The organism is Dehalobacter sp. DCM, from assembly GCF_024972775.1.
Lineage (GTDB): Bacteria > Bacillota > Desulfitobacteriia > Desulfitobacteriales > Syntrophobotulaceae > Dehalobacter.
Genome location: NZ_CP092282.1, coordinates 1,084,579 through 1,107,942, shown reverse-complemented (window position 1 = coordinate 1,107,942; position 23,364 = coordinate 1,084,579). Strand labels below are relative to the sequence as shown.

Below are 23,364 nucleotides of genomic sequence, written 5' to 3'. Positions count from 1 at the left end.
CCCTCAATTTACCATACGTTGAATATAATGTTATACGTTGTTGTGACGTTCTTCTGCCAGCTGATCAAGAGATTTACCTTTCGTTTCATTCTTAACAAACAAAATAGCCGCCAACATCCCAACAAGCAATGGAAGAATATAGAACAAGAAAGACATCGAATAACCCAATTTCAATTGAATGACCAAACCGGCTACTATGGGTGCAAGCGCGCCCCCGAATCGTCCAAAGGCCTGACACCAGGCTACCCCTGTGTTTCTGAACTCGGTTGGATAGGCTTCTGCCATTATTGGCTGGACCGCGGTGATCGAATAATTGATGGCAAAACCCATAAAGATATTTGCTGCAAGAATAGCCGCAAAATTACTCCCGACAAAGGCGACGATCAAGACGCCGACAGCAGCGACAAAATAACTGATGATCAAGTTCTTTCTTCGGCCAACTGCTTCCGCCACAAACCCGGTGGAACAGTTAGCAATGACAGCCGCTCCATTCTGGGCGATTGCCAGACCGTATGCCGAAGATAGTTTTAACCCTTTTTCCAACATCAAAGACGGCAGCCAGGCATTAATTCCATAAACGGTGAAACAGCCGCAGAAATAAGTTATCCAGACCCCCAGTGTAATGGCAATATATTTCTTAGAGAAAAGCGCCTTGGCACCAGCGACTTTCGGCGGCGGCGGAATAATCAATCCTTCAGGATCCCAATCAGTAACTTTACCAGTCGCTTTCATCTCGATATATTGAAGATTCTTAACTGCTTCTGCTCTGCGCCCTTTATTCGCCAGCCAATAAACCGATTCTTTCATTTTAAATAATAGAAAAAGTGCATATATAAATGGAATGCCGCCAACTAAGTAGCAGTACCTCCAGCCTACTTTCGGGACGAGGTAAGTCGCCACTACACCGGCCAGAACCCAACCCACAATCATCCACGCCATACCAAAGGTAATGAACAAGGCCCTCCGCTTCGTTGGTGTTGATTCAGAAAAAGTCGTCGTAACAACAGGAATACAAGCGCCTAATCCAACACCGGCCAATACGCGGAAAACAGCAAACCCGGTGAAACTGTCGACAAAAAAGATGGGTACAGTCAACAACGAATATATCATAATTGCAAAGGTTAATGTTTTTCTTCTTCCAATCCGATCAGAGACAATACCTGCAATTGCTCCGCCAATAATAAGACCAAAAAGACTCCAGGAAGACAGACTGCCTGTTTGAACACTGCTTAATGCCCATTCTGCTTTGATCTGGGGCATCGTATAGGAAACAATCATATAATCATAACCATCAAAAACCATTGCTAAGCCCAAGAAAAAGAATATGGACCACGTAAATTTGTTTACCCCTAAGGAATCCATGACTTCCGATATGGTAAATTTTCTCATCTTAATACTCCTTTCGCCGCCGTATGTGTGATAGTAGGAAAAAACTGAGATTAGCTACAAAGGGTAAATAATAATAGTGCTATGTTCAATAAATAAACACGTAACACAAGCAACAACATCCTAGACATCCAACAAGGTTAGAGTATCAACGGATCAACTCAACGAGACACCCCCTTTATTCCTCAGGTCATGATAAAGATACGAAATGAATAGTGTCGTCTATATCAAGTGCTTGTATTACCCAACCCATACTATTGCATTAATTGTGCCAGTTGATAAAATGAGGAAAACCTGCTTAAATCAAGGCTTTAAGCCACATAATCCGCACGGAAGCATAAATCTAAAATCTCTTTTTGGAATACGCACAGAACGAGTGCAAGTAAAGTAAGCCGTACACAGCAAAAAATACTAAATCTTTTTTTGAGATTGTTGTATTATTTTAGGATATTGCATACTCGCCATTAATATCAAATTGCCTGCCGATTTTGACCGACAGGCAATTTTACTTTTTGAAACATTAAAAAGATATTATAACTCTAAATTATATTCCTTGATTTTTCGATACAGCGTTGATCGGCTTAAACCAAGAATTTCAGCTGCTACCAGAATATCGTTACTCGTATGCTGCATGGCCGTCTTAATGGCTGTTTTTTCAAGATTTTCAATACGAAGCACCTCAGCAATATTGCCGCCATTATTGATAATATGCTCAAATTTTAAAGGGCTCGTATCCAGAAGAATGTAGCTTGGCAAATCATCAGGCCATATCGTATTATCCTGTGCTGTATTTACCGCATAAATCATGGCATTTTGAAGCTGCCGGACATTGCCTGGCCAGTGATACTCGTTAATAATCTTTTGGGCCTCCGGACTGATTTGAGTAAGCGTAATCGCTTGTTTCTCGCAATAGCTTCTAACAAAATAGTTGCTGAGGATCTCAATGTCCGTTTTCGACCTTTCCCGCAAGGGAGGAATGTTAATGGTTAAGACAGAAAGTCTGAAATACAAATCTTCGCGAAATTGATTTTCTTTCACCATTTGATAAATGTTCTTATTTGTCGCTACAATCAGTCTGAAATCTACTTTCTTATAACTCCGACCACCGATTCGCATGACCTGCTTATCCTCTAATGTCCGCAGCAGAACGGCTTGTAGTTCGAGTGGCATGTCCCCAATCTCATCTAAAAAAAGTGTTCCCTCATTCGCTAATTCAATTTTCCCAGGGCGCCCGGCCCGTTCAGCACCTGTAAAACTACCGCCTTCATAACCGAATAGTTCGCTTTCGATCAGTTCGCGTGGCATAGCTGCACAATTTACCGCCATGAAAGGCCCTTTGGGGCGATAGGTATTATGGATAGACTGCGCAAAAAGTTCTTTCCCTGTTCCACTTTCACCGATGAGCAAGACATTTTCAGGAGATAATGCAAAACGTTGCGCGAGTTCAATAATGCGTTTAAATTCTTTGTTCTCGCCAAGTATGTCTTCAAAATGATACCTTGCTATTCCGCCGGAACGGCGAGCGATCAACGCATTCACTTTTTCAGCATGATTCAGTCTTAATACTGCGCCGTCTGCTTCGTGAGTTTCCTTGTCAAGAACAGGGCGTATCATAATCATATAGGGCTGTTCATCATTCCCCACGATGAGGGTTTCTTCTAATTCGATGTATTTTCCTTTTTTTACTAATGACATAATGCGGGAATCATCACTTAAGAATTCGCTTATATGCCTTAATCCGATTTCTCCCTGCTTCATCTTCAGTATCCGGTTTGCTTCTTTATTACTATGGATGATTACCCCATTACAATCAATTGTCAGAATTCCTTCGTCAATGAACGTCAATGTTGCTTCTAATGTATCATGCGCTGTCGTCACTTTCTGATTGACTTTACGTAATTGGTCATAACTTTCTTTTAATTTGAGATTGATACTGGATAATTTCAGCTGGCTGTCCACAGCCGCAGCTAACGCGGTAATCAAACCCATGGTATGGGAACGGATATTTTGAAAACTCTCCAGCCATGGCCGTTCAATTATCCTTTGACCAAGGATCAGGGTTGCAATAATTTCCCCGGACTCATCGTGGATCGGCGCTGCTGTTCCGACAATGTCATGTAACTCGATACAGTAATGTTCAGGTCCAAGAATTTGAACGGGTTTTTTTAATTGTAAACATAAACAATGAGCGCACGTCCCAATGGTTGACTCATTCCAAATAAGCCCTTCTGTTACTCTGCGGATCATATCACCCTCTTGCAACAGAAAAACACCATTATAATCACACAAATAAAGGATATAGCCAGAGTTTAATACGGCCATATCTTTGAACCTTTTCATGAGAGGTTCTGTAATTTCAACAAGAAGTTGATTTTTATCGATAACTTTTGAGTATTCCAAAGCGTTAAGCTGACGCTGAGACGTCTTAATATATGGGTTAACACCCATCTTTCGCGAACGAATCCAGGATTCAGCGATGTCTTTATTGACATACTTATTCTTTAATGGATCTTCATCCTCATTTTCAAGAAAACGCGTCTTGGCTATAATGATTTGTTCCCACTGTTCTTGCGTTATAAATTGGGACTGATCGATCATTCGGGGATCATCCATCTTTGAAATCGCCGATAATGGTGCCACCTTAAATCTCCTCCCTATCGTCTAAGTAACCGTGATAAAGGTTTGACTTATTCGCTGTGAGACCGATGTATATAATTATCTGATGGAGTATGCTTTATCTACAGGAAAAAATCCATTACTGTCGTTATTTGTAACTTCTTTGACTTTTCTGTATGTTCTGTTATTTATTATACACGAAGAATGGGTCTTTCGCAAAAAAAATGATAGCGTTCAAAAAGGTCAAGCATATTCTGCTAACCATAAAAAAGGACTTAAAATGTAACAACTTTTAACTAAAGTCACTTTATCTGGCGTACTTTTCAATAACTCTAATCGAATGACCCTTTTTTATTACGCCACCCTTAATCACTTTGCAGAATACCCCTTCCGATGAGAGCAGGTTCATCCTGACCGTCTTGGGCACGGGTATCGTGCTTCGTTCTTTACCGATCTGCGTAACCTCTAGAAGAACCATTTCTCCGAGTATTAGCCGGTCTCCAACATTGAGCTCAAATAAATCAATACCATCGACAAGAATATTTTCGCCATATTCTCCCGGTACAACCATCTGATTACGCTCCTTTAACTCGGTCATAATACTCATTAGATTCAGACATGAGATTTGGCGCCCCCATTGTCGGCCCCATTCTTGACTGTACCCGTCACCTTGGATACCAGAATCCAAGACAATTGCTTCGAGTATCTCTTTTTTCTTTCTTTCAACATCTGATCGGATACTGATAGAAAAAATAGTTCCTTTTTTCATAATTGCATTGCATCTCCTTAAGCCTTCATAACCTAAAGAATTTGAAATTTATTGTTTATAATAATTACATCGCCTTGTTTCAAACTTACCTTCTTTGGTACATTGGTGTTCGAATCTCCCATCGGTACAAACGCTTACTTTAGGAATGATACAACAACTGATTATTTCATTTGACAGTAAATAAAAGAGGCGGACTCCTTCTTTACAACGAATTACCAAATGTAACGAAATCCGCCGCCTGCTTTTTATTATTCGACAGGTTCAGTAGTATACAATACTAAAACATGATTTTACTCATTCGATTAATTTCTTCACTTACAGCATCATAAACACCAGGAAATGAGGATCTGTTTAATCCTTGAGTTAAACAAGGAATATAGTACAGCTTACCGCATTCTTTGCATGCCAATTCTACATATTTGGCGATTTCTTCACGGGACCAAGCTGGGTAATCGATTTTTCCGCTATCAAGCTGTCCCATGAAGGAGATTTTCCCACCATAATTTTTGATAAGCTCAGGTGTATTGTTCGTAGTCATAACACCTTGCCAAATATCAATACCCATGTCGATCATATAAGGAACAAGATTAGCAGCATAAGAATCACTGTGGTGTACAATAAGCTCTACGCCATTTTCCTTATAGAATCCATATATTTTTTTATAGGCCGGTAAAAAAAACTCTTCAAACATGTCCGGCGAAACAAATGAGTTCTTTTGACTGCCCCAGTCATCATGATGGAAAACGCAATCAGGGTGTATTTTATCAATCAAAACCTTGGCAACATTCAGCTCAAACTCCGTCAAATAGTCAAACAGCTCATGCATGGCTTCAGGTTCTTCATAAAAAGCCATGAGGGCATCTTCCACCCCCATCAGGTGATGTGCCTGTTCAAAAATTCCAGGGATGAGCGGTGCTGTAACAAATTCTTCATTGCGATCAACAGAATTGGCATGGGCAATTGCTGGAGCCCAAAATTCATCTGAAGTTGGTATAGCAGGTGCTTTAACGTATTTATCCCACTGCGTAATATCCTTCAACACCTTGTGATCAGGGTCATGCATAGGAAATCCTCCGAGCTGGCCTTCAGGCCAACTAAAAGTTATACCCCAAGCATTTTTTATTATCTGTCCTGGTCCAACTGAAGGAATAAAGCGAGATTCCATAATTAAATTCATAAACTCATATTGATTAACGAAACGGTCGGGATTTCCTCCCTTAATGGTTTCTAATAAGTTTTGTTTCTTTGATAGCATGTATTTTCCCTCCTTTAATATGCGTCATAGAAGATAGGTATTAAACATCTACTTATGCTTTTACTAACTCCACGGCTTTAACGGCAGCACTTCCGGCATCGGTCGCAAATCCGTCGGCACCGATTTCCGTAGCGAATTCCTGGGTCACAGGCGCTCCGCCGACGATGACTTTGAATCCGAGAAGTCCGCTTCCTTTGATTGTCTGTACAGCTTCTTTCAGCGCAGGCATGGTGGTGGTCAGAAGACCGGAGCAAGCGACTAAGGTGACGTTTTGGTTTTCTTTGATGGCTTCGATCCATCTGTCTGCAGGAACGTCAACTCCGAGGTCAACCATGGTGAAGCCGGCGCTTTCGATCATCATGGAAACGAGGTTTTTACCGATATCGTGCAGGTCGCCTGCGACAGTGCCGATAATGCAGGTGCCTAAAGAGTTGGAACTGTCCCCAGCCATTAACGGTTTTAAGACGTCAACACCTTTAGCCATGGCTTTAGCAGCCATCAGCATTTCCGGAACAAAGATTTCGCCGGTGGAGAATTTATCGCCGACAACGCTCATGGAATCAACCATGCCCTGAAGAATGTCTTTGGCTGCACTGCCTTCGTCCAGTGCTTCCTGCACCAGACCGGGAACCAGCTTAGTTTTCCCTGCTTCTACCATTGCTTTGACTTCATCGATTTTTGCCATTTTTAAAAGTCCCCCTAAATTGTATTATTATTTATTGATTAAAGTTTACCTAATGAACAAATAGGTTGCTTGATTACGGTATCACTGTATGACAGATGACGAGACTACGGTGAGGTTACTTAAAGGTTACTTAAAGGTTACTTAAAGGTTACTTATGGTTAAATAAGGTTAAATGATGTTACATGATGTTACGGTGAGATTATTTCTTCTGACCGAATTTGCCTTCTCTGAAGGCACCGATGTATTCCATGCAATATTCGTCCTGACCCATGAGCGCTTCGGTAGCGAAGATCATCCCCAACAGGTCCTGATTGGTCGGGTCGATGATACCACTGTCCATACCGGCATTCATGGCCAGTACGAGGAAAGCCTGATTGACGAGCTTCCGTGCGGGCAGATTGAAGGAGACGTTGCTGCAGCCGCCGGTAATATGAATGGCAGGGTATTGCCGTTTGATTTCTTTCATGACGTCGACGATCATGTTGATGCCGTCTTCGGATGTGCAAAGCATTTCAACCAGCGGGTCGATGTGGAGACGGGACGGGGCAATGCCGAATTCTTTCGCCCGTTTCATGATGTTGGCAAAAACTTCGAGACGTTTTTCCGCCGTCTTAGAGATGCCGCTGTCATCATTGAGCAGCGCGACGCATTCCCATTTGGTATCCGCGATGATCGGGAAAATAACGTCGATCTTGTTGCCTTCGCCGGATACGGAGTTAATGAGTCCCGGGCGTTTGCAGAACGGAATGGCAGCAACGATGGCCTGTTCATTGGGGCTATCGATGCAAATTGGGGTATCGGTCACTTCCTGAACCAGGTCGATGAGCCATTTCAGGGTCTCAACCTCGAGGCTGACATCGGTGGATGCGCAGACGTCGATGAAATTAGCTCCGGCATCAGTCTGTATTTTGGCCAGGTTGCAGATGAAATCTGCATTCTTTTCCGCGATGGCTTTGGCGACGGATGGAATCGCGCCGTTGATTTTTTCGCCAATGATAATCACTATGTATTTTCCCCCTATATATCAGCATTTTAAATGCTGATATAAATTATTTCAGTAAGTAAGATGCTATCAGTAAGTAAGATGCCATCAGTAAATAAAATGATTTCATGAAAATAATATCCCATTGCAAACTTAATAATAATCTTAGCAATTTTATAAACAATAGCTTATTATACTCAGACAGAAGAGGAGGCAGTGAATCTAATCTTTTCTAAGTATATTCATATCTATAGATAAAGACTAAATTCACCGCCAAATTATTAACACTATAACGAGATACTATGCTCTTTCTCTTATTTCCTTTTGATATTGCGCAAGTTTAGTAGCACTCAGTTTATAGAAGAGCAATACGATAATTCCAATAATCGCTGCAATTCCAGGAATGGCTGTAATTAACATTTTAACACCGCTAATCAACTCAGGAGTAACCGGAGCCTTGGCAACGTAGCCAATCCCTGCCAGACCATAACCAGCAACTGCTCCGCCGATGGCAATTCCGATTTTGATCGGGAGTGTAAACATCGCCATTACAGCGCCTTTAGTACTTTTACCATTTTTCCACTCCGCATAATCCGCAGCATCGGAATACATACCAGTATTTAACGTGTTTCCAAATGCAAAGCCAAAGAAGCCGATTGCCATAAGCGTGATAAATGTTGTCGCATTATTCGCGAACAGATACGTTAAAACAAGACAGGCAAGGAAAATAACTAAACCTGTAAGATACGTGTTTTTCTTATCAATCTTTTTAGCCAGTATCTGAGATACTATGGTACCAAGCAGCATTGCAACGTTAATCGCCACAAAGAAAATGGATATCATCAGCATGCTTCCCACAACATACTTGAAGTAGTAAGTTACCATCGCGTAAGTTCCGAACATCGCTGTAAATCGGGTAACTTCCGTGAGCATAAGAAGCAGGAGCTGGCTGTTTGTCCCGATGGCTTTCCCCATGTCACCTAAAGTTACTTTAGGCGCGCCTGTAGTTTTGGCGTTGTTTGGAAGATCGTAAGGTTTAGAAATTTTAGCAATCAAGAAGAACGAAGCCATCATGATAATTGCGAAAATTAGTACTGTCAGGAAAAATCCTTTTGCTTCGTTTCCGCCGCCGATAAAAATGACCATAGGCATGGCAATTAAACCGAAAATTACTTTAGCTGCTGCGTTTGCTTGTCCTCTTCTAGCTGAAAGAACAATTCTGTCCGAAGGATCTTTACCTAGGACAGCAACCATCGTATAGTAAGCAACTGTTGACAGGTTAACACAAACGTGTGCAATGACATAAGCAATGCCTAAATACAACGCTTTAGCAGCAGGAGCCAGATTCGGATTATAAAACATCACTAAAAAGAATATTGCAATAAATACAGGACCGATCATGAGCCAGGAACGGTATTTACCCCATGGCAAGTTGCTTTTTTCTATAATTCCACCAGCAAAAAATACTGAGATCGCATCAACAATTCTGGCGGTTAAGAGAATGGTACCCATAGCCGCAGCCGATAATAAAGCAACGTCGGTAATAAAGTATGAATAGTACGATGTCGCCATTGTCATTAAGAGAATAAATCCTAATTCGCCAACACCATAGAGATTGACGATGCTATTCTTTAATTTTTCTACCATATAAACTTCCTCCTATTTAAATAATAAGCGATACAAAGAATTAAAATACGATGATCAGTCCATTTTGCTATAATAGTCGACAAGCACTATTGCCTGCATTGATTTTAATACCTATGATAAACGAACGTATGCTAAAACAATAGTGCTTGTAAACTGGTAAATGATTTTCTTAGGAGAAATTATTTAAATCTGTCGGTATACTCATTACCGCTGCGCTCTGTTGTCCCGTAACCCTTCATGGGTTTCTTCATAAACTTGTTTCTAACAAAATAGTAACCAATTTTACCAAGTTCTTCTTTGGTCATACCAATACCTACACAGATATCACCATAGGACAGTCCCTTGGCGGCTTCTTCATTAAGATAGTTCAATTTGCTGTCGTCATCCAGCGCTAAAAATTCTGGTTTCTTCATGATATTACCTCCTACTATAATGATTGATTGAGGCAAAAGGTTCTCTAGGGGGGATATCCCCCCTTAGAGGTACCATCATGGCATGCTTATGGCATGAACAGTGTGACCTTTGTTCCTTTGGCAGCCATTTTCTTAGCCAGCTCTTCTACCGGACCGTAGTCCATAGCCAGACCTAAGCAGTGAAGCACGCAGGATGGTTTTTCTCCCCTGTTGATCCGGTCTTCACAGAGATCGCAAAGCTGGGTCGGTACAGGAACATAGTTCCATTCCCATTTATCTTCATCGATCTTAAACGGTCCGACTTCCGCCAGTTTGATCCCCCATTTGCCCAGAGGAATCTTATGCTCGTTCTTGCAGGAAACTTCACAGCTGTGACAGCCTGTGCAATATTCGTAGTCTATTAATAAACCGTATCCCTTCATTGCTTTTCCCTCCATTCCTCTAATGTCGTCTTATTCTTCGACCCTGTAAGCTTTACAAATCAGACTCTTAAACGGAGCACCAAAGCCCAGCTTCCCAATGTGTTTGTGCGGGATCAGGGTATTGATGTTGGATTCCCATACACCGTACAGATGAGGTTCTTTCGCATCCTGTTCCGGGAACCACCAGCCGTGGGTAGCATGGACAACCTTCGGATGGATCGTCGCGGTTAAATGCGCTTTCAGCTTCGCTTTGCCGAACATGTTTTCCAGACAGACCCAATCGCCCTCTTTGATTCCGTATTTCTCCGCGGAATCCGGATGGATTTCCACGACCGGATCCGGATCGATTTCACGCAATGTCGGTATTTGTCTGTGCTCAGAATGGAAGGAGGTGAACTTTCTCGCTCCGGTTGTGAGAACAAACGGATACTCTTTGAAGAGTTCCGGTGTGCTGTTAGGACCGTAATGCGGCTCCTTGAAGTACGGCAGCGCATCTTCTCCCCACGATTCGAAGAGTGTCGAACACAATTCGACCATACCGGTTACCGTGTTAAAGCCCGGTTCTCCGTCAAAACGCAGCAGACCTTTTTCGTATTTCTTATATTCGTAGTTGGGTTGATATACACCCATGTTCCTCAAGTCGTCAAAGCTAATGCCCAGTTCCGGCTTCAGTTGATCATCAAAGAACTCTTCCGCCGTATTCCAGGGCCAATGTTCCGGATGCAGTCTCTTACCCAGCTCGATGCAGACTTCGATGTCCGACTTGCATTCGCCGACTTCAAATGCCTTGTTGATGGCTCCAAGGAAGATGGCGTTACGGCCAAAGTGCGTAATAACAACACCGTCATGCTCAGCAAACGTCGGCAGCGGCAGGAAGATATCACCAAAGGCTTGCGCGGTCGGTGTCATGAAGCAATCCTGTACAACACAGAATTCCAGCTGTTTCAATGCCCGGTACCATCTGTCCGGCTGCGCGGAACAGGTCGGGGTAATGAAGTTACTGCTGTTGAACCAGCCCATTCTGAGCTTATACGGCTTGCCGGTTTCCAATGTATCCAGTGTTTCGTCCGGATGCGTTGTCGCCATAGCTGTACTTAATGCCGGCCATTCGGCAGCACCGATTCTCTTTTCCCAAAGTTCGTTCGGCATCTGGCTGCGTACTTCCATACGCCATTTTCCCAACATCGAAGCCGGTGGTCCTAACGTGATGCCGCCCGGTACGTCCAAATTGCCGGTGATGGCTGCGATCGAAAGAAGCGCATGACCCAGCTGTACGCCGTTCGGATTTTCGTCTACGGCCAGACCCCATTGGATCGGCGCGGGATGGCAGGTGCCAAGAATCCGGGCTACATCGATGATCTTTTGCTTGGGTACCCAGGTGATTTCCGATACGATTTCCGGCGGATATTCCTGAACACGCTCTTTTAATTCTTCAAAACCATAGGTCCAGTTTTCTACGAAGTCACGGTCATATAACTCTTCATTAATAATGACATTCAGCAATCCAAGCGCCAGAGCCGTGTCTGAGCCCGGTCTCAATTGCAGTACATATTCTGCTCTGGTTGCCAGCCAGTGAATTCTCGGATCAACACAGATCATCTTGGTTCCTCTCTTCATCAGGTCGATGAGGGAGTGGCCGAAGAATCCATCCGGGTTGGACATGAGCGGATTTTTGCCCCATAGCACAACATATTTAGGTAATACATAACCCTCGTGCTCATAACGATCCGGATAATAACCGGCAAAGTCGATCTCAGGATATCCTGCTCCCAGGATGTAGTCCGTGATCGAGCAGCGGGGACCGTAGCAGGACCAGCCGCTCAAGGCATAACAACAGTTCGGTGTTCCAATCGAAGAAAAGGCGAGAGGATAATAATACAGACAAGCTTCTCTTCCGGTTCCGCCAAATACTACGATGGACTCCATGCCGGAAGTTTCTTTAAAGTAATTGATCTTTTCTACAATGATATCCCAAGCTTCATCCCAGGATATCCGCTGCCATTTGTCTTCTCCTCTTTCGCCTACCCGCTTCATCGGATAGGTGATACGCTGAGGATGATGGACATATTCCGGCAGTGACAGACAACGAATACATAATCTACCCTGCGTAATCGGATGTTCCGGGTCACCTTCTACTTTAAGCAGCTTGCCGTCTTTGACGTGCAATTTCATACCGCATCCTACCGGATGATCTCCCGGCGGCGACCATCCACACGTTCTTACTGTGTAGCTGCCGTCCTGGTTAAACTTTTTCCATTGGTTTTCCATTCGCTTTTCACCCTTTCAAGAACTCGTATTTTTGATACTCTGAATGACCATTGTTGTTTTCCAACTATTACCTTATACGATGATCTTCCTTAGTCCTCTACACCCCCTCGGTATGATCTCAAAGATCATAGATGGTCAATAGCCTACGTCATCATAACTTACGTCTGCTATATTCAGCTACTTGCATCGTCCATCACAAACTATTGCAATAAACGTACCAGCTTGCTGAAAATGCCCCAAGGCTCGGGAACTTGGATTTATAAAGGATTTAAAATTAGTAACCTGTGTGATGATTCACATGGGTTATCTTTTTTTAGGATTGCTTATTTTAGTAAATCCGTAAATTGAGCATAATGATTGGTTTAGACAATCATTCTTGTTTTGCGACAATATTTCAAATTAGGATGTCCTTTATAATTGCTTCAGATAAACAGCTTGCTAAGAATTAATTGGTAAAAAACAGCTGCCTTAATTAAATACCAAGTCTAGATCGGCCGCAGGTATCCCCGAAGGATACCTACGGCACATATAACGAGGAGCAATGTCTAAAGGTAACAAAATCAGTGATTAGACGCTTTACAAAAACATCGCTTATGGCATGAACAGTGTGACCTTTGTTCCTTTGGCAGCCATTTTCTTAGCCAGCTCTTCTACCGGACCGTAGTCCATAGCCAGACCTAAGCAGTGAAGCACGCAGGATGGTTTTTCTCCCCTGTTGATCCGGTCTTCACAGAGATCGCAAAGCTGGGTCGGTACAGGAACATAGTTCCATTCCCATTTATCTTCATCGATCTTAAACGGTCCGACTTCCGCCAGTTTGATCCCCCATTTGCCCAGAGGAATCTTATGCTCGTTCTTGCAGGAAACTTCACAGCTGTGACAGCCTGTGCAATATTCGTAGTCTATTAATAAACCGTATCCCTTCATTGCTTTTCCCTCCATTCCTCTAATGTCGTCTTATTCTTCGACCCTGTAAGCTTTACAAATCAGACTCTTAAACGGAGCACCAAAGCCCAGCTTCCCAATGTGTTTGTGCGGGATCAGGGTATTGATGTTGGATTCCCATACACCGTACAGATGAGGTTCTTTCGCATCCTGTTCCGGGAACCACCAGCCGTGGGTAGCATGGACAACCTTCGGATGGATCGTCGCGGTTAAATGCGCTTTCAGCTTCGCTTTGCCGAACATGTTTTCCAGACAGACCCAATCGCCCTCTTTGATTCCGTATTTCTCCGCGGAATCCGGATGGATTTCCACGACCGGATCCGGATCGATTTCACGCAATGTCGGTATTTGTCTGTGCTCAGAATGGAAGGAGGTGAACTTTCTCGCTCCGGTTGTGAGAACAAACGGATACTCTTTGAAGAGTTCCGGTGTGCTGTTAGGACCGTAATGCGGCTCCTTGAAGTACGGCAGCGCATCTTCTCCCCACGATTCGAAGAGTGTCGAACACAATTCGACCATACCGGTTACCGTGTTAAAGCCCGGTTCTCCGTCAAAACGCAGCAGACCTTTTTCGTATTTCTTATATTCGTAGTTGGGTTGATATACACCCATGTTCCTCAAGTCGTCAAAGCTAATGCCCAGTTCCGGCTTCAGTTGATCATCAAAGAACTCTTCCGCCGTATTCCAGGGCCAATGTTCCGGATGCAGTCTCTTACCCAGCTCGATGCAGACTTCGATGTCCGACTTGCATTCGCCGACTTCAAATGCCTTGTTGATGGCTCCAAGGAAGATGGCGTTACGGCCAAAGTGCGTAATAACAACACCGTCATGCTCAGCAAACGTCGGCAGCGGCAGGAAGATATCACCAAAGGCTTGCGCGGTCGGTGTCATGAAGCAATCCTGTACAACACAGAATTCCAGCTGTTTCAATGCCCGGTACCATCTGTCCGGCTGCGCGGAACAGGTCGGGGTAATGAAGTTACTGCTGTTGAACCAGCCCATTCTGAGCTTATACGGCTTGCCGGTTTCCAATGTATCCAGTGTTTCGTCCGGATGCGTTGTCGCCATAGCTGTACTTAATGCCGGCCATTCGGCAGCACCGATTCTCTTTTCCCAAAGTTCGTTCGGCATCTGGCTGCGTACTTCCATACGCCATTTTCCCAACATCGAAGCCGGTGGTCCTAACGTGATGCCGCCCGGTACGTCCAAATTGCCGGTGATGGCTGCGATCGAAAGAAGCGCATGACCCAGCTGTACGCCGTTCGGATTTTCGTCTACGGCCAGACCCCATTGGATCGGCGCGGGATGGCAGGTGCCAAGAATCCGGGCTACATCGATGATCTTTTGCTTGGGTACCCAGGTGATTTCCGATACGATTTCCGGCGGATATTCCTGAACACGCTCTTTTAATTCTTCAAAACCATAGGTCCAGTTTTCTACGAAGTCACGGTCATATAACTCTTCATTAATAATGACATTCAGCAATCCAAGCGCCAGAGCCGTGTCTGAGCCCGGTCTCAATTGCAGTACATATTCTGCTCTGGTTGCCAGCCAGTGAATTCTCGGATCAACACAGATCATCTTGGTTCCTCTCTTCATCAGGTCGATGAGGGAGTGGCCGAAGAATCCATCCGGGTTGGACATGAGCGGATTTTTGCCCCATAGCACAACATATTTAGGTAATACATAACCCTCGTGCTCATAACGATCCGGATAATAACCGGCAAAGTCGATCTCAGGATATCCTGCTCCCAGGATGTAGTCCGTGATCGAGCAGCGGGGACCGTAGCAGGACCAGCCGCTCAAGGCATAACAACAGTTCGGTGTTCCAATCGAAGAAAAGGCGAGAGGATAATAATACAGACAAGCTTCTCTTCCGGTTCCGCCAAATACTACGATGGACTCCATGCCGGAAGTTTCTTTAAAGTAATTGATCTTTTCTACAATGATATCCCAAGCTTCATCCCAGGATATCCGCTGCCATTTGTCTTCTCCTCTTTCGCCTACCCGCTTCATCGGATAGGTGATACGCTGAGGATGATGGACATATTCCGGCAGTGACAGACAACGAATACATAATCTACCCTGCGTAATCGGATGTTCCGGGTCACCTTCTACTTTAAGCAGCTTGCCGTCTTTGACGTGCAATTTCATACCGCATCCTACCGGATGATCTCCCGGCGGCGACCATCCACACGTTCTTACTGTGTAGCTGCCGTCCTGGTTAAACTTTTTCCATTGGTTTTCCATTTAGCTTACCTTCCTTTCAAATCAGTTTCGAAAATTGGGCTTAATTCCGTCTTAATCGAACGCATGATTATTATGCAAAATGCATGCCACGTTAAAATAATGCTGAAACCCCTGATATTTCGAGCTTTTTTTATAGCTTGATACCTTTCCGCCATGTCTTTTTAGGATTAAGAACAGCGGGTAAGTTGATTTTCCCAGGATAATAAGCAAAGTTAACGCTTTATCTAGTTTTGAGATAGCCATGTCGATTTAAGATTTGCTAGCGACTTACTAAATAAAAAAGCACCATAGGTAATGGTTATCCCTATGATGCAAAATAAAAATTTTCTATATTATATAAACTTAATCCGCCTGAGGGTGTCGTCGCTCGTGAAGACTTTTCTTTAATGAGACTGCGTAAATAATTAGAGCAAGGACGCAGGATACGACGCTACCCATATAGATGACTGGGTAACCAAAGTTCTGAGATAGGATCCCCCAAATGATAGCACTGAACCCGACGCCGATATCCATGGCACTAAAGAAAAGAGCAAGTGCCATTCCCTTTTTGCTGGGTGATGCAAATAATACGATGATCGTATTCAGCGTCGGCATAATAAATCCCGCTCCAAACCCGTAAAAAATAGCCGAAAGGATAAACATCCATAACGTCGTGGCGAATGAGAGGATTATTTGGGACAGGATAACAAGAAGAATGGCCGGCACCAAGGTTTTCCCCAAACCCATCGTTGTGATTAACTGTCCGTAAAAAAAACGGGAAAAAATGGTTGCCAACGCATAGACCGTAAAAAATATCCCAATATTGCTGATCCCCATGCTCAGTGCATATTTAGCCACGAAAGTCTGAACTGCGCCAAAGACAGTAGCAATAAGCAACATCATCAGGGCCGGAGATATTAGAGCGGTTTCTAAAAAGCGTAAGCGTATGTTTGTGTTTCTGTCGCTTTGGCCCGCTAGCTTCCCTTTCTCTTCTTTTTCTTTCGCATGCTGTTTTGTATATTTAATTGGGAATGAACAAATCATGCTGATAAAAGATACCACTGCAACAGCAACAAAAAGAGCAGTATAACCATAGCCCTGGATAATATATAGCCCGATGAGCGGACCGATGGCCTGCGCTATGTTATTGGATATACCAAAGTACCCAATGCCCTCAGCAAGCCTGGCTTTTGGCAATATATCAGCTACAACAGTACTAATTGCGGTACTCCCCGCACTGAAACCAATCCCATTGATGATTCTGAAAATCATCAATAAAGAAATGGTACGGGTAAAGATAAAACTCGCCGACATAATAGTGATAAGCGTCAATCCCATGATGAGTACAATCTTACGCCCTTTATTATCCAGCAATTTCCCAAAAACCGGTCGGAATACCAGTGCCGCGATTGAGAAGAGCCCGGTCAATAGCCCTGCATCGGTGTTCGTACCACCAATATGTATGACATAAACGGGCAACAACGCAATAAATATAAAATGGTTGATAAAGGTAAGTAAGTTGACCATCATCACCAAGAAGTATTGCGTCGTCCACAACTTGTTTTCCGAGTTACTCAATTGGTTGTTTGTATTTATCATTACTATTGCTATTTCCTTTTCAACAATTACATTTTTCTAATTCGATAATCGATAATCGATAATATCTATTACCTGTACAAAACTATCCTATCGTGTTACCTCATGCTTTCGATATGGCTCTAATTTTTAACAAAGGGAAAACATTCCACTAAAAACGCCGGTTCAAGGTAAGTCTTGATTTTCGCAAAGGTATCCGTGTTAACCAACGGGCGGCCCGGCTTAATATATTCCGTCCAGGCCATCGCACACCAAGAAATTGCCCGGAGATAATTAAAGAACTTGAACATCTCAATCCGATCCGACAAAGTGGGTAGATACGACGTGTTAACATGTTTATCATAACCGTCTTTTATCAATGTTTTTTTATACGCATTGATAAAGAGCGTTTCTTCGTCGCGGCTCAGCCGATAGTTTCTTTTCCACAGGGTAGTTGTAGCAATGACAAACATACTTAAGTCTTGTGCGGGTTCTCCCCAGATCGGTTTCTCCCAATCGATTAGATGGCAGGTTTGGCATTCTCTATTGACAATAAAGTTATGAGAATTAACTTCCGTGTTAATGACAGCCAACCAGGGTTCCTGCCGGAGATAAATTTCCCCGTTTTTTCTTTCCCTTGCCTCTAAGAGTATCTTTTCTAACAATTGGCGTATTATCGGATCCGCATCCGGGCAATTGAAATAGTGAGTCAGTAAGTCCTCGGACTCACTCACAATTGCGGAAAACGGATTAGAATCTCTGATCAGAAAATCGGTTGCGGTTTTCTCCGGTTTTAAACGATGGATGTGCGCAAATGTTTCTGCCGCCTTTGTCAAATCCCGGCGATAATCAAGCGGCTCCCCCGGAAGGTATTCCATCACCAAGAGCCCGTAGGGTATACACAATCGGCTGTCATCCAAATAGTACGGCTTTGGCGTTACTCCCGTGGCGCTTAATAGTGCCAATGCCTGATATTCATAGGCGATTTGGTTTGTTGACTTTATCTGACTGCCAGTATTGACGCGTATTACAAATCTGAGGCTCCGATCCTGTTTAGGCACTGCCTGCCCTTCTATTACAAAGTTGATATTATACTCACCTTGCGCTAAAAATTGGAGTGTGAGTTGTCCTTGGACACCCAACTCCCGCTTAAAATCGCTGCGTTCTATATAAGCCGGCAGATTTACAAGCAATTCATATTTCAGCATGGATATATCCCTCTTTAATGCTCGTTTTCCGTTTATCTAACAGGGGCTTACAGCCTTTCGGGCATTCCTCGCCCAATCCGGATCCGAAAGCATCGCCCGTCCGACACCAACCAGGTCAGTGGTATCATTCTTGACCAATTCCACTGCAGTCTGAACCGTTTTTATTCCACCGGTAACGAGTACGGGAATATGGACAACGGGTTTTAACGCTTCGGCCATATAGGCAAAGAATGCTTCCGGTCCGTTCTTCAGATACCCGCAAATCCCGCCGGACAGATCAAGACAATCGATCCCTGCCTTAATAAAATACGGTACCGCTTCAATACTGTCTTGAATCGTAGTCCCTCCCGGCAGACGATCATCGGCTCCTAATCGATAAAATACAGGCATATCCGACCCTACAGCTTCTCTTACCGCGCTGATAACCTCACACGGAAAACGCATGCGATTAACTAACGACCCGCCATAGTTATCTGTCCGCTTATTGGTAAGCGGGGAATAAAACTGATTGAGCAGGTAACCATGAGCACCATGAATTTCTATAAGATCAAATCCGGCTTTTTTCGCTCTGCGTGCTGCATCGGCAAAGTATTGAATAATATCGCTGATCTCGGCGACAGTAAGTTCATGCGGCGGATCATTGGGATCTGTCATCGGTTTGTTGCGTATAATATGCGGACAGAATTCAGCAGAAGGTGCTACAGGGTTATAAAGTGCTCTGGCTCCGGCATGCGTAATTTGTATCCCTAGCGGAACCCCCTCCTGGTGTACCGCTTCCGTCATATACTTCAGTCCGGATATTTTTGCATCATCATCGATTCCCAATTGTCTCACATGGGACTTCCCTTTCGGATGGATGAAGGTATGTTCGACAATGATCAGACCAATCCCGGTATTTAAGATATTATCAGGTCTGGCGCGCACCGTATAATGGTCAATTTGTTCCTCCGTTATTTCACCGTTTTCAGCTGCATTATCCAGGGCCATAGGGGGCATGACCAGCCGATTTTTCAGGGTCAAACCCTTGATTTGTAGAGATGAAAATAACTCAGCCATTAATGATTCCTATCCTCATTATCTTTAAATACAATAAGAAAACCGCCAAATTTGGTATAATGAGAATTACCACAAACCAAAAATACCAGTATTTCGGAGGTTTCCTATGATCAGTATTATACCAGATTTGACAAATTAACGGAAATGCTGTTTCCTCAAGAATTGATCGCTATTTAATCCAGAATTTATTTTCCAAATTCCTCAGATCTTATTTACTCCCCATTCGCTCCTGCATCCCCTTGATAAAAAAATCATTGACTTGTTTTATATACCTTTGGACAAACATCATCATAGACTATAAGGACTGGCCAAATCCAAGCGGTCTGTCAATTTATATGAAAGGGTGTGAGAAATTTGGCAGTTGTCTCTACACCGTTGAATTCAACGCTGGTCGTCGCCTACCAAACAGGCGAGACCAGCGTTGGCGCTCCGATAACCCGGCAAAAAAGCCTGAGTGATGTGCGCGCCAACGCCACGGAACAAGCACTCTATGACGCAGCACAGGCGTTATTCAGTCTGTCACAATATCCGGTTATCGACGTGCTTTATCGTAAAAATTTCGAGTTAACCAATGAATAACCGACGGCCAAATCCGATCCAAAGGAGGTGCGCTTATGGCGATAACAAATAATCGCGTCCTGAGACTTACCTTCACAACCGCCGGCGGTAAAACCTTGGCGGTTACTGTGCCGAATCCAAAGACAGGTCTGTTGCAGGCTGAAGTCATGGCTGTGATGAACACGATTATAACAAGCGATATATTCCTGACCTCCAGTGGTGCGCTTACCGGAATAAGAGATATCAAAGTCGTTGACACAACCACCGACGACTTGTACGACCCACCGGAGGCATAATCCGAATAATGGCTATTAATACAATCCCGATAAGTTTTAACGGGTAGACAAGCTGTCTGGTGTGATGATTCTCGCCTTGATAACGGTTTCGAGTCATGGCGGCTTAGCTAAAGCGCCATGACTCGATGCCATTTACTTATTCTGATCCTTTTCCTGTTCAGGCTTTTTGAGCAAAATGACGTGAGTTTCTTCCTGGATATAATTATTTTCCCCTTGTTGCTGGGCTTCGACGAGGATATCGATGGCATCCGTTACTTTTGCGGCGAGTTGGAAATACAGTTGTTTATAATCAGGCATTGTCATCCATATTTACCATTATAAGAATAACGCGAATCAATAAACTATCTCTTTTCCAAAGCGAGTTTAACTGCAAGTGAAACTAACATAAGCCCTGTCAGTTTGTTAAAAATATTTTGGACTTCCTTTTTATTAAACCAGATACGAATATAATCTAAAATATAAACCACAACTAAAAACCATACAATAGCCGTAAAAATGAGGATGGCTCCTAATATTACTAACTGTAAATAAACGTTTTGATGTGGATTAATAAATTGGGGCATCAGAGTAATATAAACAATAACTGTTTTCGGATTAAGGGCGTCACTTAAAAACCCTTGTAAAAAACATTTCTTATATTGACCGATGTATGGGTTCCTCACTTCATTATTCTCTAAGTTATTCATTTCAAACGAAAAAGTATTCTTAGCCATGAAAGTCTTAATTCCAATGAAGATTAGGTAAGCCGCTCCTAAGTATTTAATCGTAGTAAATAAGACTATAGATTGTGCAACAATTGCCGCTAAACCAAGCACTGCTACTATTGTCCAAACTGAAAGACCTGTTGCAATACCAAGAGTTGTAAACCGCCCTGCCCTTCTTCCAAGAGTTAGAGTATTTTTAGTTATTAAAATCGTATCTACCCCTGGTGCTATTACCATCATTATTGCGATTAAAATATACATAGCCAGATTTTCCAAAGTAATCCTCCCAAAATACCAATGTAATATATTGCATATCTCTATTATATATAAAGAGTATCATCCATGGTTTGCTATTTCAATATATTGCATATAATTTATTTCAGTAATATACTATGTATAAAATAGTTAAATATCAGAGGGAGACCGTTAATGCCTATACCAAGAAACTTTACCGCTCCTAAATCTGCAAAAGAACGTGCGTTTATACAAATACAAGAATGGATTATAGATGGTACTCTGAAACCCGAAGAAAAGCTAAATGATGTTGAACTAGCAGAAGCTTTGGGGGTAAGCCGAACTCCCATAAGGGAAGCTTTACAATTACTTGCTGTTCACGGTTTCGTTGTAATGCATCCAGGAGTGGCTACACAGGTCACAGCGGTAAATAAAGAAGATATTTCTAAAATTTTACCTCCTTTGGCAGTATTACAGGCTTTAGCCGCAGAGCTAGCAACATCTGTTATTAATCAACAGGACATAGATTCTCTACGCCGAATTAACACGGAGTTTTCACAAGCTATTAAGAAAGGTAATTATTATTCCGCATTAAAACTGGACGAACAATTTCATAGAGAGATTGTAGAAGTAACGCAAAATGCGTATATCAGCAACACGATATCAATGCTTCAAGCCCATGTTCGCAGACTTTTTTTTCATAATTCTATAATCCTTAAACATGACTCGGTTGATGAACATGAAACAATTCTACAAGCTTTTGAAGGTCAAGATAGTGCAACTGCTAATAAAATCGCACGAAACAATTGGCTACGACCAATTGCTGAATATTATTCGAAATGATAGGAAAGTCAGTAATATTATATAAGTAAAATAAGTAATCTAACGGGAATCTATAGCTAAACAAACGGACAATCATATTAGTCATATAAAATATGTATTGTCCATTATTTTTTTATATGAGCAACAAGAGCTCAGACCTAAAATCGTTTTCACCTAATCAATTCAAGTATAAATACATTGGTTCACCTGTTAAAAAAGTATTTTTGTTTTTGCACCTCAGAATGGAACCCGTTAGTGGAAAGGTATCATCCGCAAGACGAATTCTCTTACTTCACTTTAAAGAGTGATAACCATCCCATCATAGGCTAACACGGCACTCGAATAAGCCTGTAACTGTTCTGTCAGTTGGGCGACGGTGACCGGTTCACTGTAATGCATGGCCATATGGGTTAAAATAGTGCTTTGCGCGTTCAGGTCCTGTCCCAGCTGGATGGCTTGCGCCACCGATTGGTGGCTGTGAGGATACCAGTTGTCTTTATAAAAGGTTGCATCGCAGATCAGATAATCTATCCCCCGGATCCGGGCCGCAGTTTCCTCCGGTAAGCCCGCTGTATCCGTAAAATACGCCAACCGCTGCTTTGCTTCCAGGACAAAACCGGCGGTTTGCCGACTGTGGTTTGCCGGCAGCGGTATCAGGTCACATTCACCAAAGGTGTACTTTTCGCCAAACTGCCAGAGAGCGATATCAAAGACGTCCAACAAAAACGGATAAGCGGCTTCGAATTCCTCGAGGGCATCCGGCGGCAGAAAGAGCTTAATTTTTTCCTTGCGATAAAGACGGACATAATACTCCAGGTCGCCTAAGCCTCCAAAATGGTCATAGTGCCAGTGGGAGATAAACACCACATCCACATGACGTATGTCTTCCCTAACCAGCTGTGCCCGCATGTCCGCCGAGGCGTCGATCAGAACGGTTTCTTTGCCGGTGTTAACAACGGCACCGCTGCGGGTTCGCGCCAGACAAGGGTTCTCCCTGGCCTCATTACAAGAAATACAGTCGCAGTAATAGGAAGGGATACCGGGACCCGCACCAGTCCCTAATATTTTAAATGCCACAGCCATGCCGCCAGCCTCCTTGATGATATATAAAGAATTTTTGTTATATAAAACATGATGGTGAGGGTGCTACGGAGATTTTCGCTTATGCTGTTTAATAATATGATTATAACTGATTTTAGCAATTAAAAAAAACTGCCGCGAATAAAATATACCTTAAAGCTATTCCCGGCAGTTCCTGAATTCTAATTTCTATTTTCTGATTTCAATTTTTTGA

Annotated in this window: 21 protein-coding genes; 3 read left to right on the top strand and 18 right to left on the bottom strand. The window is 43.1% G+C overall.

The window, feature by feature from the left end; translation table 11 throughout:
* Nucleotides 1-30 precede the first annotated feature (30 nt).
* The 15 genes from LPY66_RS05345 to LPY66_RS05275 form a co-directional block, all read right to left on the bottom strand.
* Complete coding sequence (locus LPY66_RS05345) at nucleotides 31-1,389, bottom strand: MFS transporter (protein WP_337987062.1); 1,359 nt, start codon at nucleotides 1,387-1,389, stop codon at nucleotides 31-33.
* 528 nt (nucleotides 1,390-1,917) lie between these two features.
* Nucleotides 1,918-4,026: a sigma-54-dependent Fis family transcriptional regulator gene (locus LPY66_RS05340; protein ID WP_337987061.1), complete on the bottom strand. Its 2,109-nt coding sequence runs from the start codon at nucleotides 4,024-4,026 to the stop codon at nucleotides 1,918-1,920.
* Nucleotides 4,027-4,309: 283 nt separating this feature from the next.
* Nucleotides 4,310-4,771 carry an MOSC domain-containing protein gene (locus LPY66_RS05335; RefSeq protein WP_337987060.1) on the bottom strand — a complete coding sequence of 154 codons (462 nt, stop codon included), beginning with the start codon at nucleotides 4,769-4,771 and terminating at the stop codon, nucleotides 4,310-4,312.
* Nucleotides 4,772-5,048: 277 nt separating this feature from the next.
* Entirely contained in the window at nucleotides 5,049-6,026 is a 978-nt protein-coding gene (locus tag LPY66_RS05330; RefSeq protein WP_337987059.1) for a uroporphyrinogen decarboxylase family protein, read from the bottom strand.
* Between the two features lie 52 nt (nucleotides 6,027-6,078).
* Nucleotides 6,079-6,711 carry a corrinoid protein gene (locus tag LPY66_RS05325; RefSeq protein WP_337987058.1) on the bottom strand — a complete coding sequence of 211 codons (633 nt, stop codon included), beginning with the start codon at nucleotides 6,709-6,711 and terminating at the stop codon, nucleotides 6,079-6,081.
* Between the two features lie 199 nt (nucleotides 6,712-6,910).
* Nucleotides 6,911-7,714: a methyltetrahydrofolate cobalamin methyltransferase gene (locus LPY66_RS05320; protein ID WP_337987057.1), complete on the bottom strand. Its 804-nt coding sequence runs from the start codon at nucleotides 7,712-7,714 to the stop codon at nucleotides 6,911-6,913.
* Between the two features lie 279 nt (nucleotides 7,715-7,993).
* On the bottom strand, nucleotides 7,994-9,340 hold the full coding sequence (locus LPY66_RS05315) for an MFS transporter (RefSeq protein ID WP_337987056.1): 1,347 nt from the start codon (nucleotides 9,338-9,340) through the stop codon (nucleotides 7,994-7,996).
* A 179-nt stretch (nucleotides 9,341-9,519) separates the two neighbouring features.
* Complete coding sequence (locus tag LPY66_RS05310) at nucleotides 9,520-9,753, bottom strand: hypothetical protein (RefSeq protein ID WP_337987055.1); 234 nt, start codon at nucleotides 9,751-9,753, stop codon at nucleotides 9,520-9,522.
* Between the two features lie 86 nt (nucleotides 9,754-9,839).
* Nucleotides 9,840-10,175: an oxidoreductase gene (locus LPY66_RS05305; RefSeq protein ID WP_337987054.1), complete on the bottom strand. Its 336-nt coding sequence runs from the start codon at nucleotides 10,173-10,175 to the stop codon at nucleotides 9,840-9,842.
* A 30-nt stretch (nucleotides 10,176-10,205) separates the two neighbouring features.
* Entirely contained in the window at nucleotides 10,206-12,443 is a 2,238-nt protein-coding gene (locus tag LPY66_RS05300) for a molybdopterin-dependent oxidoreductase (RefSeq protein WP_337987053.1), read from the bottom strand.
* A gap of 591 nt (nucleotides 12,444-13,034) precedes the next feature.
* Complete coding sequence (locus tag LPY66_RS05295) at nucleotides 13,035-13,370, bottom strand: oxidoreductase (RefSeq protein WP_337987054.1); 336 nt, start codon at nucleotides 13,368-13,370, stop codon at nucleotides 13,035-13,037.
* 30 nt (nucleotides 13,371-13,400) lie between these two features.
* Nucleotides 13,401-15,638, bottom strand: coding sequence for a molybdopterin-dependent oxidoreductase (locus LPY66_RS05290; RefSeq protein ID WP_337987053.1), 2,238 nt, complete (start codon nucleotides 15,636-15,638; stop codon nucleotides 13,401-13,403).
* A gap of 342 nt (nucleotides 15,639-15,980) precedes the next feature.
* A complete protein-coding gene (locus LPY66_RS05285) occupies nucleotides 15,981-17,195 on the bottom strand; it encodes an MFS transporter (RefSeq protein WP_337987052.1) in 1,215 nt (404 codons plus the stop codon).
* A 140-nt stretch (nucleotides 17,196-17,335) separates the two neighbouring features.
* Nucleotides 17,336-18,400 (bottom strand): phosphotransferase family protein, encoded by a 1,065-nt coding sequence (locus tag LPY66_RS05280; RefSeq protein WP_337987051.1) that lies wholly within the window; start codon nucleotides 18,398-18,400, stop codon nucleotides 17,336-17,338.
* Nucleotides 18,401-18,436: 36 nt separating this feature from the next.
* Nucleotides 18,437-19,456: an NADH:flavin oxidoreductase gene (locus LPY66_RS05275; RefSeq protein ID WP_337987050.1), complete on the bottom strand. Its 1,020-nt coding sequence runs from the start codon at nucleotides 19,454-19,456 to the stop codon at nucleotides 18,437-18,439.
* 354 nt (nucleotides 19,457-19,810) lie between these two features.
* Between LPY66_RS05275 and LPY66_RS05270 the strand changes: the two genes are divergently transcribed.
* Both LPY66_RS05270 and LPY66_RS05265 read left to right on the top strand, forming a co-directional pair.
* Nucleotides 19,811-20,035, top strand: a complete 225-nt coding sequence (locus LPY66_RS05270) for a DUF1659 domain-containing protein (protein WP_337987049.1) — start codon at nucleotides 19,811-19,813, stop codon at nucleotides 20,033-20,035.
* 35 nt (nucleotides 20,036-20,070) lie between these two features.
* Nucleotides 20,071-20,310: a DUF2922 domain-containing protein gene (locus LPY66_RS05265; RefSeq protein ID WP_337987048.1), complete on the top strand. Its 240-nt coding sequence runs from the start codon at nucleotides 20,071-20,073 to the stop codon at nucleotides 20,308-20,310.
* 132 nt (nucleotides 20,311-20,442) lie between these two features.
* On the opposite strand, the gene LPY66_RS05260 is transcribed toward LPY66_RS05265, so the two are convergent.
* Complete coding sequence (locus tag LPY66_RS05260) at nucleotides 20,443-20,607, bottom strand: hypothetical protein (protein ID WP_337987047.1); 165 nt, start codon at nucleotides 20,605-20,607, stop codon at nucleotides 20,443-20,445.
* 44 nt (nucleotides 20,608-20,651) lie between these two features.
* Nucleotides 20,652-21,290 (bottom strand): LysE family translocator, encoded by a 639-nt coding sequence (locus LPY66_RS05255; protein WP_337987046.1) that lies wholly within the window; start codon nucleotides 21,288-21,290, stop codon nucleotides 20,652-20,654.
* A gap of 153 nt (nucleotides 21,291-21,443) precedes the next feature.
* Between LPY66_RS05255 and LPY66_RS05250 the strand changes: the two genes are divergently transcribed.
* Nucleotides 21,444-22,091: a GntR family transcriptional regulator gene (locus tag LPY66_RS05250; protein WP_337987045.1), complete on the top strand. Its 648-nt coding sequence runs from the start codon at nucleotides 21,444-21,446 to the stop codon at nucleotides 22,089-22,091.
* 276 nt (nucleotides 22,092-22,367) lie between these two features.
* Here the strand turns inward: LPY66_RS05250 and LPY66_RS05245 are convergent, their stop codons facing one another.
* Nucleotides 22,368-23,153 carry an MBL fold metallo-hydrolase gene (locus LPY66_RS05245; RefSeq protein ID WP_337987044.1) on the bottom strand — a complete coding sequence of 262 codons (786 nt, stop codon included), beginning with the start codon at nucleotides 23,151-23,153 and terminating at the stop codon, nucleotides 22,368-22,370.
* Nucleotides 23,154-23,364: the final 211 nt, after the last annotated feature.

Bases quoted from the DNA above. Each gene is read 5' to 3' on its own strand.
- LPY66_RS05330 (WP_337987059.1), bottom strand. From the start codon at position 6,026: ATGCTATCAAAGAAACAAAACTTATTAGAAACCATTAAGGGAGGAAAT.
- LPY66_RS05295 (WP_337987054.1), bottom strand. From the start codon at position 13,370: ATGAAGGGATACGGTTTATTAATAGACTACGAATATTGCACAGGCTGT.
- LPY66_RS05305 (WP_337987054.1), bottom strand. From the start codon at position 10,175: ATGAAGGGATACGGTTTATTAATAGACTACGAATATTGCACAGGCTGT.
- LPY66_RS05345 (WP_337987062.1), bottom strand. From the start codon at position 1,389: ATGAGAAAATTTACCATATCGGAAGTCATGGATTCCTTAGGGGTAAAC.
- LPY66_RS05275 (WP_337987050.1), bottom strand. From the start codon at position 19,456: ATGGCTGAGTTATTTTCATCTCTACAAATCAAGGGTTTGACCCTGAAA.
- LPY66_RS05335 (WP_337987060.1), bottom strand. From the start codon at position 4,771: ATGAAAAAAGGAACTATTTTTTCTATCAGTATCCGATCAGATGTTGAA.
- LPY66_RS05245 (WP_337987044.1), bottom strand. From the start codon at position 23,153: ATGGCTGTGGCATTTAAAATATTAGGGACTGGTGCGGGTCCCGGTATC.
- LPY66_RS05280 (WP_337987051.1), bottom strand. From the start codon at position 18,400: ATGCTGAAATATGAATTGCTTGTAAATCTGCCGGCTTATATAGAACGC.
- LPY66_RS05300 (WP_337987053.1), bottom strand. From the start codon at position 12,443: ATGGAAAACCAATGGAAAAAGTTTAACCAGGACGGCAGCTACACAGTA.
- LPY66_RS05260 (WP_337987047.1), bottom strand. From the start codon at position 20,607: ATGCCTGATTATAAACAACTGTATTTCCAACTCGCCGCAAAAGTAACG.
- LPY66_RS05310 (WP_337987055.1), bottom strand. From the start codon at position 9,753: ATGAAGAAACCAGAATTTTTAGCGCTGGATGACGACAGCAAATTGAAC.
- LPY66_RS05265 (WP_337987048.1), top strand. From the start codon at position 20,071: ATGGCGATAACAAATAATCGCGTCCTGAGACTTACCTTCACAACCGCC.
- LPY66_RS05250 (WP_337987045.1), top strand. From the start codon at position 21,444: ATGCCTATACCAAGAAACTTTACCGCTCCTAAATCTGCAAAAGAACGT.
- LPY66_RS05325 (WP_337987058.1), bottom strand. From the start codon at position 6,711: ATGGCAAAAATCGATGAAGTCAAAGCAATGGTAGAAGCAGGGAAAACT.
- LPY66_RS05290 (WP_337987053.1), bottom strand. From the start codon at position 15,638: ATGGAAAACCAATGGAAAAAGTTTAACCAGGACGGCAGCTACACAGTA.
- LPY66_RS05315 (WP_337987056.1), bottom strand. From the start codon at position 9,340: ATGGTAGAAAAATTAAAGAATAGCATCGTCAATCTCTATGGTGTTGGC.